At 58.6% G+C, this 11,926-nt stretch carries 14 protein-coding genes and 1 pseudogene; 7 read left to right on the top strand and 8 right to left on the bottom strand.

Going from position 1 to position 11,926, the window contains the following annotated elements:
* Positions 1-132 precede the first annotated feature (132 nt).
* Positions 133-459, top strand: a complete 327-nt coding sequence (locus J3P85_RS22570) for a DUF2025 family protein (protein WP_434703564.1) — start codon at positions 133-135, stop codon at positions 457-459.
* Positions 460-787: 328 nt separating this feature from the next.
* Here the strand turns inward: J3P85_RS22570 and J3P85_RS22565 are convergent, their stop codons facing one another.
* Both J3P85_RS22565 and J3P85_RS22560 read right to left on the bottom strand, forming a co-directional pair.
* Positions 788-1,102, bottom strand: a complete 315-nt coding sequence (locus J3P85_RS22565) for an antibiotic biosynthesis monooxygenase family protein (protein WP_434703562.1) — start codon at positions 1,100-1,102, stop codon at positions 788-790.
* Positions 1,099-1,809, bottom strand: coding sequence for a CTP synthase C-terminal region-related (seleno)protein (locus J3P85_RS22560; RefSeq protein ID WP_434703561.1), 711 nt, complete (start codon positions 1,807-1,809; stop codon positions 1,099-1,101). Before J3P85_RS22560 ends, J3P85_RS22565 begins: the two co-directional genes overlap by 4 nt.
* Before the next feature lie 14 nt (positions 1,810-1,823).
* Here J3P85_RS22560 and J3P85_RS22555 point away from each other — a divergent pair, with 14 nt between their 5' ends.
* A complete protein-coding gene (locus J3P85_RS22555) occupies positions 1,824-2,771 on the top strand; it encodes a LysR family transcriptional regulator (RefSeq protein ID WP_434703560.1) in 948 nt (315 codons plus the stop codon).
* 3 nt (positions 2,772-2,774) lie between these two features.
* Here J3P85_RS22555 and J3P85_RS22550 read toward each other — a convergent pair whose 3' ends face one another.
* Complete coding sequence (locus J3P85_RS22550) at positions 2,775-3,383, bottom strand: TetR/AcrR family transcriptional regulator (RefSeq protein ID WP_411385431.1); 609 nt, start codon at positions 3,381-3,383, stop codon at positions 2,775-2,777.
* Between the two features lie 188 nt (positions 3,384-3,571).
* Between J3P85_RS22550 and J3P85_RS22545 the strand changes: the two genes are divergently transcribed.
* Positions 3,572-4,630, top strand: a complete 1,059-nt coding sequence (locus J3P85_RS22545; RefSeq protein WP_434703559.1) for an MBL fold metallo-hydrolase — start codon at positions 3,572-3,574, stop codon at positions 4,628-4,630.
* Between the two features lie 17 nt (positions 4,631-4,647).
* On the opposite strand, the gene J3P85_RS22540 is transcribed toward J3P85_RS22545, so the two are convergent.
* Both J3P85_RS22540 and J3P85_RS22535 read right to left on the bottom strand, forming a co-directional pair.
* The gene (locus J3P85_RS22540) at positions 4,648-4,965 is read right to left on the bottom strand and encodes a helix-turn-helix domain-containing protein (RefSeq protein ID WP_207965732.1); all 318 of its coding nucleotides are present in this window, start codon (positions 4,963-4,965) and stop codon (positions 4,648-4,650) included.
* Positions 4,966-5,048: 83 nt separating this feature from the next.
* Positions 5,049-5,825, bottom strand: a complete 777-nt coding sequence (locus tag J3P85_RS22535; RefSeq protein WP_434703558.1) for an AraC family transcriptional regulator — start codon at positions 5,823-5,825, stop codon at positions 5,049-5,051.
* A gap of 112 nt (positions 5,826-5,937) precedes the next feature.
* Here J3P85_RS22535 and J3P85_RS22530 point away from each other — a divergent pair, with 112 nt between their 5' ends.
* From J3P85_RS22530 to J3P85_RS22520, 3 genes are read left to right on the top strand one after another with little or no spacing between them, the layout of a single operon-like run.
* Positions 5,938-6,753 carry a sulfite exporter TauE/SafE family protein gene (locus J3P85_RS22530; protein WP_434703557.1) on the top strand — a complete coding sequence of 272 codons (816 nt, stop codon included), beginning with the start codon at positions 5,938-5,940 and terminating at the stop codon, positions 6,751-6,753.
* 44 nt (positions 6,754-6,797) lie between these two features.
* Positions 6,798-7,148: a hypothetical protein gene (locus tag J3P85_RS22525; RefSeq protein WP_186710577.1), complete on the top strand. Its 351-nt coding sequence runs from the start codon at positions 6,798-6,800 to the stop codon at positions 7,146-7,148.
* An 18-nt stretch (positions 7,149-7,166) separates the two neighbouring features.
* The gene (locus J3P85_RS22520) at positions 7,167-7,862 is read left to right on the top strand and encodes a DUF6933 domain-containing protein (protein WP_434703556.1); all 696 of its coding nucleotides are present in this window, start codon (positions 7,167-7,169) and stop codon (positions 7,860-7,862) included.
* Positions 7,863-7,896: 34 nt separating this feature from the next.
* Here J3P85_RS22520 and J3P85_RS22515 read toward each other — a convergent pair whose 3' ends face one another.
* Positions 7,897-8,886, bottom strand: a complete 990-nt coding sequence (locus J3P85_RS22515; protein WP_434703555.1) for a hypothetical protein — start codon at positions 8,884-8,886, stop codon at positions 7,897-7,899.
* A 312-nt stretch (positions 8,887-9,198) separates the two neighbouring features.
* On the opposite strand from J3P85_RS22515, the gene J3P85_RS22510 reads away from it, so the two are divergent.
* On the top strand, positions 9,199-9,366 hold the full coding sequence (locus J3P85_RS22510) for a type II toxin-antitoxin system Phd/YefM family antitoxin (RefSeq protein ID WP_434703554.1): 168 nt from the start codon (positions 9,199-9,201) through the stop codon (positions 9,364-9,366).
* Positions 9,367-9,636: 270 nt separating this feature from the next.
* Here the strand turns inward: J3P85_RS22510 and J3P85_RS22505 are convergent.
* Both J3P85_RS22505 and J3P85_RS22500 read right to left on the bottom strand, forming a co-directional pair.
* Positions 9,637-10,146: pseudogene (locus J3P85_RS22505) on the bottom strand (BRO-N domain-containing protein).
* A 391-nt stretch (positions 10,147-10,537) separates the two neighbouring features.
* A complete protein-coding gene (locus J3P85_RS22500; protein ID WP_053124419.1) occupies positions 10,538-11,788 on the bottom strand; it encodes a ribonucleotide-diphosphate reductase subunit beta in 1,251 nt (416 codons plus the stop codon).
* Positions 11,789-11,926: the final 138 nt, after the last annotated feature.

Below are 11,926 nucleotides of genomic sequence, written 5' to 3'. Positions count from 1 at the left end.
TTTCGGCCGCTTTGCAGTACCCTTGGCCGCACCAGTTTCCCCGGCAGAGGGAAACCTTAAAACCTGTATTCACTTGCCCTGCGTGTAAACCATCGATCAGACGTCCCGAGGGACGCATCCATGAGGTTTACCATGCGCACCACTTCGACACTCATCTGCCAGGCCGCCGACCAGCTCAAGGGTTTTGTCGGCCTGAACCGCAAGACCGGCCACTACATCGTGCGGTTCAGCGAAGACGCCTTCGGCATGGACGTGGCCGACGACGGCATCATTCCCACCAGCGAATTTGTCTGGGCCCCCGGGGCGGATGGCACCATGACCCTCAGTCGCGAGCGAATCCGACTGTTGCTGGACCAGAACGTCGACGACCGCATCAACCTGACCGAACCTTTGCGGGTGTACATGGCCCGCGGCGACCTGCCGGAAATCAAGGCGGTGCGGCAGTTGGTGGAAGGCTGAGCCCCCGATCCTGAAGTGAACGGAAACCCTGTGGGGTTCACAAGAATTTTTGGAACGGCATGGTCCTGTGGCGAGGGAGCTTGCTCCCGCTGGGGCGCGCAGCGGCCCCAAAAAAGCGATGAGCGCTGCGCACTGGAGCGCCAGCCCGGTCAAGCGGGAGCAAGCTCCCTCGCCACAAAGCTTTCCAGCTATAACGCCACAGGTTGATCAACGGTGGACGCTGTGGGAGCGAGCTTGCTCGCGATGGCGATAGGTCAGTCACAGTGATGTTGGCTGATCTACAGCTATCGCGAGCAAGCTCGCTCCCACAGGGACTTTTGTCCTGGCATCAGATTGGGCGTTGGAAAGCATAGTCCCGTTCAACCTTGCACACCCTCGTCTGGCATTGGGTATACCAAGTGGAGCGGCCTCGCTCACGAATCGCGCTGTGTTCGGGATGTTGCTTCCAGGCCAGGATCGCCGCTTCATCACGCCAATAGGACACGGTAATCCCCAGACCATCGTCGCCACGGGCCGATTCAACGCCTAAAAATCCAGGTTGTTCCCGAGCAAGGACCAGCATGCGCTCGGCGGCTTCGGCGTAGCCTTGGTCCCCCTCGGTACGCAGGGAGGTAAAAATCACTGCGTAATAATGAGCGCTCATGACATTTGCCTGGCGCAGGCTTCGACAAACGCGCTGACCAGCGGTGGCACGCGGCCTTCCAGTGCGGCACGTTCAGGCTGGAACAGCGTGGCGACAAAGAACGGATGGTCCCGCAGCTCCACCGCTCGCAAGTCACCGGCCGAATCCCGGGCAACGGCGTGCAGGCGCTGGCTCAGCAAGTCTCTTTCAAAGTCTGGATTGACCCCGAAGCGGCAATGGTAGCCCTCGAACGCGGTCTGTCGGCCGTAAGCCTTGGCAATCAACGAGCCCGCATCGAACTGGAGGCTGTCGATGGTTTCGACCAGGGCACAGCTCAGCGGTGTCAGCAGCGCCCGTTCAGCCTCTGGAGAGGTTTCACCATGGACGGCATCGACCCAACCCATCACGTGACGGGCATATTCCAGCACGGCGTGCTGAAAACCGCCGCAAGTGCCCAGGAAAGGGCGACGCTGTTCGCGGGCAAAACGAATGGCCAGCACGGCACCGGCTTCGTTTTGGTAGGGACTGCCGGGCACGCACCAGACACCGTCGAAATCTTCCAGCACGGCGGTGTCGGCGATGCGCGACGTTGCCAGCCATTGGAAGCGAATGGCCTGGCCGGTTTGTGTGCCCGCCAGCTCAAGTGCGAGGGGAATTGCCCGGTGAGCGGTGATTTGAGGGTCGTGGTCGCCGATCAGGGCGATGTTTAAAGGATGTTGATTTTCCATGGGAGGCTCGCCGCTTGTTGATTCCTGGTGGCCACTATAGATTGGCGTTCACGCAATCAATATTGGCGTTTACCCAAGTGATCAATGCAGCGACGCACTATCGTCTGGACTACCCCGACCTGTCCCTGATCCTCGCGCTGGTCCGTGGCGGCTCGCTGGCCCGGGCCGCTCGGCTGCTGCAGGTGGACGTGTCGACGGTGTTTCGTTCGGTACGTCGATTGGAAGCGGCCCTGGGTCAGCCCTTGTTCGAGAAAAGCCGTTCCGGGTATTTGCCCACGAGCCTGGCCCAGGCGTTGGCTGAACAAGCCGAGCGCGCCGAGCAGGCGTTGGAGGCGGCGCGGTTGGGCGTGGAGCAGGGCGGTGAAGTCATCAGCGGGACGGTACGCCTGACGTGCAGTGATTCAGTCTTGCAAGCGTTGCTGCTGCCGGCTTTAGCGCGTTTCATGCCTGCCTATCCGGCGTTGACCCTTGAGTTGAGCACTTCGAACGACTTCGCCAACCTGAGTCGCCGCGACGCCGACATTGCGTTGCGACTGACCCGTACGCCACCGGAACACCTGGTCGGTCGCAACCTGGGCAATGTGACTTACCGGGTATGCGCCAGCGCCGCGTATCTGCGTTCGGTAGAGGCGGGTGACCTGACTTCCATGATCTGGATCGCGCCAGACGACTTCCTTCCGGATCACCCCACCGTGGCCTGGCGGCGCCAGCATCTGCCCGGCGTGATGCCTGCCTATCGCTGCAACAGCATGCTCTCGGTCACCGAACTGGTGCGGGCTGGTCTAGGCGTTGCGGCGCTGCCGGACTTTCTGATCGACGAACGCCAGGGCCTGATGCCCCTTGGCGAACCACTGGAGGGATACGATACGGCGCTGTGGCTCCTGACCCGCCCGGACTGTCGAGCCTTGCGCTCGGTGGTGACCTTGTTTGATGAGCTGGGGCGCAACCTGCGCTGGGGTTGAGATTCAGGCCTGGTAACGACTCAGGAACATGTCGAGGGCCGATTCGATGACTTGGGTTTGCTCCTCCTGGGTCAGGCTCGGTTGCCCCATCGAAACCTGCGGCCAGAAAGCGAATGTCTTGAGCAGCCCATGCATTTGTTGGGCGGCAAAGGCCGGCTCCACGGGTTTCAATCGGCCATCGGCCTGGGCCTGGCGAATCCAGGCGGTCAGGCCTTCCTCACGCTGGCCCATGCGCGAGACCATGTCCTGGGCTCGCTCCGGGGAGTGAATGGTTGCGGCGATGGCGATGCGCGCCAGGTCGAGGAAATTTTCGTCCGCCAGCAGATGCAGTTTGGCTTGCAGCAACGTTTGCAGTTGCTCCCGTAGCGGCGTCTGCGGGCTGTAGGGCATGTCCTGTTCTGCGGTGATGCTGTTCCATAACCGATTCAGGATTTCGGCGAACAGCGCTTCCTTGCTCGGGAAATGGTTATACACCGTGCGCTTCGATACGCCGGCGGTCGCCGCGATCCTGTCCATGCTGGTGATCTCGAAACCGCTGCTACGGAATTCAGCAATCGCGGCCTGGAGGATGGCTTCGCGTTTTCGCTCGGTAAGGCGCTGCGGTACGGTCATGGGCATTCGTCGGTTGAGAGGAGAGAACTTACACTCGGCAGTTTACTTGCTCCCGGGATTCATGCAATCTGGAAACTACACCGAGTGGTGTAGGTTTTCGTCTGACGGCTATGCGTGCATGCAACGGCCATCCAGCGTCCCACAACGACGAAGCGCAATGGCGACGACGTCCTTGGAGTTATCGCACCATGACCATCCCCTCTCTTTCGACCGATAGCCCGCCTGCCCACGATTCATCCCGGCAAGAGCTGGGCAAGTATCGCAATCATGCCTACACGCCGCGGGAAGGCTTTGGCACCACCCTGCGCATCATCTGGAACATGATCTTTCACAAGCCGCATTCCACTCGCCCTGCAGGTGCCATCGACGTTCGACCGCTGACGCGCGCCGCGCTGCTGGCCGCGCCGAACCACAGCGTCTTCCGTCTTGGCCATTCCACCGTGCTGCTCAAGCTGCGGGATAAATTCTGGCTGACAGACCCGGTGTTCTCCGAGCGTGCCTCACCCGTGCAATGGGCCGGACCGAAGCGTTTCCATCAGCCGCCCATCAGCCTGGACGAGTTGCCGCCCATCGAAGCGGTGATCCTTTCCCACGATCATTACGACCACCTCGATCATCAGGCCATTCTCAAGCTAGCGACCAAGACCCGCCACTTCCTGGCGCCCTTGGGTGTGGGCGAGACCCTGGTCAAATGGGGCGTCGACGCCAGCAAGGTGCGTCAGCTGGACTGGTGGCAAGGCACCGAGGTGGACGGCATCGAGTTCATCGCCACGCCCTCCCAGCATTTTTCCGGACGCGGCCTGTTCGACAGCAACAGCACTTTGTGGGCGTCGTGGGTGATGATCGACGGCGCAACGCGAATTTTCTTCAGCGGCGACACCGGTTACTTCGAGGGTTTCAAGCGCATCGGCGAACAATACGGCCCCTTCGACCTGACGCTGATGGAAACCGGCGCCTATAACGTTGACTGGCCCCATGTCCATATGCAGCCGGAGCAGACCTTGCAGGCCCATATCGATCTCAAGGGCCGTTGGCTACTGCCGATCCACAACGGCACGTTCGACCTGGCGATGCATGCCTGGTATGAACCCTTCGACCGCATCCTGGCCTTGGCCTGGGAACGCAACGTTTGCATCACCACACCGCAAATGGGCGAAGCTTTCACCCTGACGCAGCCGCAACGTGGCCGCGCCTGGTGGCTGGATGTGGACCCCTCGACCTATCAGGACCAGGCCGGTATCGCCTAGAACCTGCGCTGCGGGGGTCATTCGATCATCGCGTAATCGGAACGCCCCATCGGGTCCGGGGTCGCGCCCTTGATGTTCATGCCGCGCCCCGGTGCGAAGCCGGGGAAGAACACCAGGCCTTCCGCCTCCAGGCGAAACGCCAGGGCCAGGCGGGTGACATCGAGCAATTCGCCACCGGCCTCAAAGCGGCGGATGGCCTGGACCGAGACGCCGGACTGCCGGGACAGCTCCTCGACACTCCAGCCCAACATGGCTCGTGCCTGTGCACAGTGGGCGGGGGTGAACTGATAGACAGCGATGCGTTCCAGGGTGGTTTTGATTGCGAGAGAGGCCATGGGGGTGCTCCAAAGCTGTGGGATTAAAAAATACTGTGTTTTTGTACAGTTGTTTTGAATCCCGATCAATCTCATTTTTTTGATCAATGACCGGCGGTCTTCGCCAACCAAGCGCTCGGCGCGTGACCCAGTACCCGACGGAACATGGTGGAGAACGCAGCGGGACTGTCGTAGCCCAGGTCCAAGGCTATACGTGTTACCGAATCCCCTTCAGCCAGGCGGGCCAGCGCCGACATCACACACGCCTGCTGCCGCCACTGGCTGAAACTCAGCGCGGTCTGCCGGCTGAACAGGCGATTGAATGAGCGCAGGCTGATATGCAATTGCGCCGCCCATTCCACGGGCGAGGCATGGGCGTCGGGGTGTTCCAGGAACGCCTGGCACAGGCTGAGCAGGCGAGGATCCTTGGGCAGCGGAAGGTGCAGCGGCAGGTGGGTGCTGCGCAGCAACTCGTGTAGTAGCAGATGAATCAACGCCCCGTCCCGACCAGCCTCGTCGTAGTCCGGCGCAAGCTCGACGGCCTCCATCAGCAACTGGCGCATCAGGGGCGACACACTAATGACCTGGCACTGCGTGTCCATGGCCATTACCGCGTCCGGTTCGATGTACAGGCTGCGCGTACTCACGCCCAGCATCAGCACTTCATGATCGACCCCCGGCGGAATCCACACCGCCCGTTGCGGCGGCACCACCCAATTGCCGTCCGCCGTGCTGACCTGCATGACCCCGGTGGCACCGTAGAGCAACTGCGCACGGCGATGGCGATGCAGCGGCAATACTTGCCCGTGAGCGTAATCGGTGCCGATGGCAACGACGGCCCTGGGTGTCGCATCCAATAAATCGATCGAAATGTTGCGCATCGATGGGCCGCTCACGATTGGCGTAAATGCGAACATTATTGGCCCGTTTGCTGCTGCAGGCCAAGCTTCGCCTCCCTATCGTAGGCGCCTCCCCTTCCACGGATGCGCCTCGATGTTCTATGTATTGCTTGCCTGTTTCGGCTGCCTGAGTGGCATCACCGCCGTGCTGTTCGGTTTCGGTGGCGGCTTCGTCGTGGTGCCCTTGCTGTACCGCATGCTCACCGCCAGCCACGGTGCCGACGACCCTGTCGGCCAATCGGCGATGCACATTGCCGTGGCCACCTCGACCTGTGTGATGATCGTCAACGCACTGATCGCCACGGTGAAGCATCACCGCGCCCGCAACCTCATTCGCCATTATGTATGGCCGTTGGGCGGCTTCATCGGCCTGGGCGCTGTCGTCGGCGCCATTGCCGCGATGTGGGCGAGCAGCGAAGTCATTCGCTATGGGTTCATCGTTTATCTGGGCGTGACCATTCTGGACTGCTTGTTCAGACGCGGTTTTCTGACACAGTCTGACGCTGTGATCCCACGGCGATTGGGCAGGGCAGAGGTCTCGGCGGGCGGGATCAGCATCGGTGCCATCGCTACTTTCCTGGGCGTGGGCGGCAGCGTCATGACGGTCCCGCTGTTGCGCCGTTGCGGGCTGAACATGTCGCGCGCGACGTCCATGGCTAACCCGTTGAGTTTGCCGGTTGCGGTGGCCGGGACGCTGACTTACATGGCCATGGCTGGGTTTACGGAGTTTGATTTGGGGCCGTGGTTTGTGGGTTACATCGACTTGATGGCCTTCGCTGTGCTCACACTTGGCGCGCTACTGGGTATCCGTCTGGCAACGCCATGGATCGGACGGATACCGGATGGGGTTCATGCCTGGGTCTATATTGGATTGTTGGTCGTTGTGATGTTGGGCATATCGATACAATAAAATTTCCATACAGCGTTGCCGATGTCTTGTAGAAGGAGGATGGCATGTCGGTATCCGATAGTGACTGGAAGCTTTACAACGGACTCCGCGATCTGGCGCTGGAGCGCTTCTGCCAAGGCGTTCTTTCGGATGCGCAGGCGGTGGTCCAGAACGAAGCGTTATCAGCTCACGCTCGATATCGCACGCTCTACGACCTCATGCGAGAGCGGGACAAGAGCTTGGCGATGGCGTTCAACGTAGGTCGACGTCGAGACATTTCTTTATCTTTGAGATTGCTGATTGCGTACGATCTGCTGAGCGATGAGGAATTGGCGATTCTGAGCGAGGAGCTTCGTGAAAGGGTTTCCGACGCTGTCCGTCAACCCTTTGAAATCGAATGGGCCGAAGATGCCTGATATTTTCCGAGAGTTTAAATGCTGATCTTCAACTGCACCGAAGCGGCCAGCAATTTTTTCAGCCGCGTGAGCAAAGGTAAGAAAGTCACCCCGGTAGGAAAACCGCCATCCCCTGTTATCGAGGACGATGAGCTGGGTGAGCTCGACGAGCAATGGCTGGTTCATGTGATCACTGTGCAGCGCAAACACGTGTTGTTCGTCATCCACGTGCAAACCCGCTACTGCATGATTTTCGTCGGTGCTAAAAAAGCGGACGTTGAAGGTTTTGTCCAGCGGTTTTCCGAACGATGGATCAATGGCCTGATGCGTCACGCGGGGCAGCATGATCTTCTTCGTTGGGTCGATGATGAAGCGATGATGGAGCGCTTCCAGGAAAGTTGTCGTGATTACATTTTTTATAAACGTGGCCATCGTGGTGCGCAAAAGCACCTCAACGAGATTTCCTGGATTTTTGAGGACTGCGCTGCCGAATGGGGCACGTTACCCTCTGATGAGTTCTCTGCAGGTCGCTTCGACGGCAATATGAATGACACCCCGAGAAGCAGTAAGGGACATAAGGACTATTACTACCCGGACGAAGAAATGATCATCCATTGGTTGCGGCGTTATGGCGGCTTGGATGAGCCTGCCGCCCAGACAGCACGTGAGCGGCACATCGAAGTGAAACGAGAGATGCGGTCGTTCGAGCGGCAACTTGCCCAAGAAGCGCAATGAAGGAGGCGTAGGGCTACGGCTAGCCAAGGCGAAATCAGTTATCGGTTAGCCCCGGCGCCTCACGGATGATGAAGTGATCCAGGTTCCCGATATTGGCACTGAACACCCCGAACGTTTCTTCGGGGTTCTTCTTGCTCGGCACCTGTTTCAACTCCGGCGTGACGCCATAAAAGAAGCAATACAACGGCGCGTGACTGTCGATGGCGTACTTGATCTCTGCCAGGAACGCCTTGCGCTTGCGGTAGTTGTCGATCAGCTTCTTGCTCAGGTAAACGTTGACCGAGTAAGGCTTCTTCTTCGCCTCGTCCGGCTGTTTGAACCAGACCTTTGCTTCGAAGTCGATGCGAAAGCTCAGGGTGTAATCCTTGATCTCTTTGATCTTGCCCCAGTAGATCAAGCCCTTGTTGTCCTGCAAATATTCGATCTTCTTGAAGAACGATCCATAGGGCGCCGTGTGCTCGCCAATCTTCAGCGGCTTGCGCTTGAGCAGATCCTTGTTATCGAAATTCGAAACGAAACACTCCACCGGATGGGCGAAGACACTGGTCTTGTCCGGTGTTGAATCCTGCGCGGAATGAGCGCTATCACCGTGGGAAGATACGGAGGGAGGCGTAGGCCGAGTCGCGTCAACGTCCTTCGATGGGTCGGACGACTTACGCAGGTACTCACGCCGAGTCAGCAACAGCTCCGACGGAAAATGTTCCTCGCGGTCGTCATCCGTTTCCGCCTCGCCACTCTCTACACCCAACCCCGGCGTTTTCGGACTGACATAAGGGCAGCCCTCGATATGCTGGGTCGTCGGCTGATTCTTGAAATGTGGCGTGCGGATGTAATTAACATTCTTGGCATTGAACGTCGTCAGCCGATTCTCCTCTCCAAACGCTGCCCGACAGACCTCGTTGGGGCACTGAAAGCGCTCCTTGGCCGAGTCGAAGGCCATGGTCTCGTCGAAGTTCAGATCCCGAACGTCATAGATCGAAAGCTTGGCATCGAGGCTGAGGCAATAGGCTGTGTCGAATTTCATCGGGGCTCGGGTCCGTGAGAGGAAGTGTATTAATACCGAAGGACGCGGCGGGCTGCACCCAAAGTTTCAACCCACCAAAGAACTCCTGTGGGAGCGAGCCTGCTCGCGATTTCCAAACCCAACCCAACCATCAGGTCTGCCACCCACCTGTGCCCTGACATCAACCCGTGGCGAGGGAGCTTGCTCCCGCTGGGCTGCGTAGCGGCCCTCGTTCCGCAGTTTCCTACCTTGAGAAATCGATATCATGATGCTGGTTCTTAGCTCGATGTGGAATTCTAATGTCTGCTTAGCTAAATCCATTGAGGCCGATGTATGAGTGAACAGGTGCAAGTAACCCTGCAAGAAACAAAATCCCACCTCTTACAACTGGGGGCGCGTGCCTGGCTGGGCGACAAGGTTGTGATCACCAATGCCGGCAAGCCTTATCTGGATCTGCTGCCCATGTCGATACGCTTCAGGCGCGCAAGCCTGGACGGTTGAAGGGGAAAATTCGGATATCAGCGGATTTCGACCGCACCCCCCAGGATCTCATCGATGGTTTTGAGGGCCGGTTCTGAGTACAGAATCGCCAAAGCCGTGGAAACCTGCCCGAGATTTTCAAAACAACGCAGCAACCACGCCCGACACCAACCTATGGCATGAACCCCGTGGCGAGGGAGCTTGCTCCCGCTGGGCTGCGCAGCAGCCCCAATTCAATATGCCTAACAAAAAACCGCCGCCCGAACACGGACGACGGCTTCCGAATGAATCTCAAAACCCTCGCAAAACCCGAGAAGCTTTCCGCCACCAGGACTCATGCTGGCTAAACGGATCATCCACCAACACCGCCGGCATATCCCGCAAGCGAATCCATGGCTCATCCTGCCAGTGCAGCATGCAGAGCGACATCTTCGGCCAATCCAACACGCTCAACGTAGGCCGTTCCACCTTATGCGAGGAGCGCTCATCCCGCAGGGTTGGCACCACCTGATGCGTGATCCACTCACGCAGCAATCGATACTCAGGGCCGTAGTGATAAACCAACAACGCATAGACGCCCGACTCGCTGAGCATCAGACGCTCTTCGGCCAAGCCGTGGACATGCACGAGCATCATCCGGCGTTAGTCAGGGTCAAGCTTGCGGGTCATGCGTTCATCAAGGCGCTTGCTCATCAAACGCCCCAAATCGGATGCGCTGAACCAAGCCTGGTTTTCAACCAGGAGGGCATGCAGATGAATGTTATGGCGGGTGAAAACCGCCGGAATGTAAGCATCAGGCATGATAAGTCTCCGAGTTATACGGAGAGCAGAGCTGCGTTTTTGTGGGCATAGCTACCTCTACGTTTGACGGTTGGCGGCGCGAGCCCGACGTAGAGGATTCAAGAAAATCCCAACGAGCTATTTCTCCCACACAGAACTGCAAATGTCCTTGGACAGTACGCGGCTCTATGTTTGGCGATTAGCTACTACGTTGGGCGTTTCTTAGGCACCTGCGATTAAGATAGGTACCGAGGCGATGTAGCGTCAATACGGAACAATTCTGAGTTTTGCGTAGGGGAACGGTAGGGTGCCGGCCTCAGAGTTAAACGCGGTTTTTGGTTCTGTAGAACAAAAAAAACCCCGTTTTCACGGGGTTTCTGTTACGCGTGCAGCCTAGGATTTTTCTGTCGAATCAATCCCAGCTCAAAGCCCCACCCGTCTGATACTCAATCACCCGAGTCTCAAAGAAATTCTTCTCTTTCTTCAAGTCCATGATCTCGCTCATCCAAGGGAACGGATTCGTCGTCCCCGGATACTCTTCCTTCAAGCCAATCTGCGACAAACGACGGTTAGCGATGAACTTGAGGTAGTCCTCCATCATCGCCGCGTTCATCCCCAGCACCCCACGAGGCATGGTGTCGCGGGCGTATTCGATTTCCAGTTGGGTCCCTTGCAGGATCATCTGGGTCGCTTCTTCCTTCATCTCGGCATCCCACAGGTGTGGGTTTTCGATTTTGATCTGGTTGATCACGTCGATGCCGAAGTTCAGGTGCATGGATTCGTCGCGCAGGATGTACTGGAACTGCTCGGCGACGCCGGTCATTTTGTTGCGGCGGCCCATGGATAGGATCTGGGTGAAGCCGCAATAGAAGAAGATGCCTTCCAGAACGCAGTAGTAGGCGATCAGGTTGCGCAGCAACTCTTTGTCGGTTTCCGGGGTGCCGGTTTCGAACTTCGGATCGGAGATCGAACGTGTGTATTTCAGGCCCCAGGCAGCTTTTTTCGCGACCGATGGGATCTCGTGGTACATGTTGAAGATTTCGCCTTCATCCATGGCCAGCGATTCGATGCAGTACTGGTAGGCGTGGGTGTGGATCGCCTCTTCGAACGCCTGGCGCAGGATGTACTGGCGGCATTCCGGGTTGGTGATCAGGCGGTACACGGCCAGGACCAGGTTGTTGGCAACCAGGGAGTCGGCGGTGGAGAAGAAGCCGAGGTTGCGCATCACGATGCGGCGTTCGTCGTCGGTCAGGCCTTCCGGGTTTTTCCAGAGGGCGATGTCGGCGGTCATGTTGACTTCTTGCGGCATCCAGTGGTTTGCGCAGCCGTCCAGGTACTTCTGCCAGGCCCAGTCGTATTTGAATGGCACGAGCTGGTTGAGGTCGGCGCGGCAGTTGATCATGCGCTTTTCATCGACGGCGACACGGGCGGAGGCGCCTTCGAGTTCGGCGAGGCCTTCGGCGACGTCGAGTTTGTCGAGGGCGGCCTTGGCGCGAATGATCGCGGCCGAGTCGCTGGCCGTCACGGCCCGGGCTTCGAGGGCGGCGGCACCGCCGGCGCTGTCGAGGCGGTCCATGTTGGCTTCAGAAGCGTGGCCGGCGTTGGCGCCTTTTACAGCGACTTCGCCGCTGTCTTCTTTGTCGAATTCGTCCCAGCTCAGCATGACGTGTCGTCTCCTGCGTGAGGGCCAGATGCCCGATGAAGGCCTACTGGCCGCGGTGGATCTTGAAAAATCGTTTGTTGCAGCAGCTGACGCAGGCAATAAACAGAAAAATGTACGGGTCGTTCCGGAGCGGCGGTG

The organism is Pseudomonas sp. Z1-12, assembly GCF_051132015.1.
Lineage (GTDB): Bacteria > Pseudomonadota > Gammaproteobacteria > Pseudomonadales > Pseudomonadaceae > Aquipseudomonas > Aquipseudomonas zanjanensis.
This window is presented reverse-complemented; position numbering and strand designations above follow the sequence as displayed.

Bases quoted from the DNA above. Each gene is read 5' to 3' on its own strand.
- J3P85_RS22570 (WP_434703564.1), top strand. From the start codon at position 133: ATGCGCACCACTTCGACACTCATCTGCCAGGCCGCCGACCAGCTCAAG.
- J3P85_RS22565 (WP_434703562.1), bottom strand. From the start codon at position 1,102: ATGAGCGCTCATTATTACGCAGTGATTTTTACCTCCCTGCGTACCGAG.
- J3P85_RS22560 (WP_434703561.1), bottom strand. From the start codon at position 1,809: ATGGAAAATCAACATCCTTTAAACATCGCCCTGATCGGCGACCACGAC.
- J3P85_RS22550 (WP_411385431.1), bottom strand. From the start codon at position 3,383: ATGACCGTACCGCAGCGCCTTACCGAGCGAAAACGCGAAGCCATCCTC.
- J3P85_RS22545 (WP_434703559.1), top strand. From the start codon at position 3,572: ATGACCATCCCCTCTCTTTCGACCGATAGCCCGCCTGCCCACGATTCA.
- J3P85_RS22540 (WP_207965732.1), bottom strand. From the start codon at position 4,965: ATGGCCTCTCTCGCAATCAAAACCACCCTGGAACGCATCGCTGTCTAT.
- J3P85_RS22535 (WP_434703558.1), bottom strand. From the start codon at position 5,825: ATGCGCAACATTTCGATCGATTTATTGGATGCGACACCCAGGGCCGTC.
- J3P85_RS22530 (WP_434703557.1), top strand. From the start codon at position 5,938: ATGTTCTATGTATTGCTTGCCTGTTTCGGCTGCCTGAGTGGCATCACC.
- J3P85_RS22525 (WP_186710577.1), top strand. From the start codon at position 6,798: ATGTCGGTATCCGATAGTGACTGGAAGCTTTACAACGGACTCCGCGAT.
- J3P85_RS22520 (WP_434703556.1), top strand. From the start codon at position 7,167: ATGCTGATCTTCAACTGCACCGAAGCGGCCAGCAATTTTTTCAGCCGC.
- J3P85_RS22515 (WP_434703555.1), bottom strand. From the start codon at position 8,886: ATGAAATTCGACACAGCCTATTGCCTCAGCCTCGATGCCAAGCTTTCG.
- J3P85_RS22510 (WP_434703554.1), top strand. From the start codon at position 9,199: ATGAGTGAACAGGTGCAAGTAACCCTGCAAGAAACAAAATCCCACCTC.
- J3P85_RS22500 (WP_053124419.1), bottom strand. From the start codon at position 11,788: ATGCTGAGCTGGGACGAATTCGACAAAGAAGACAGCGGCGAAGTCGCT.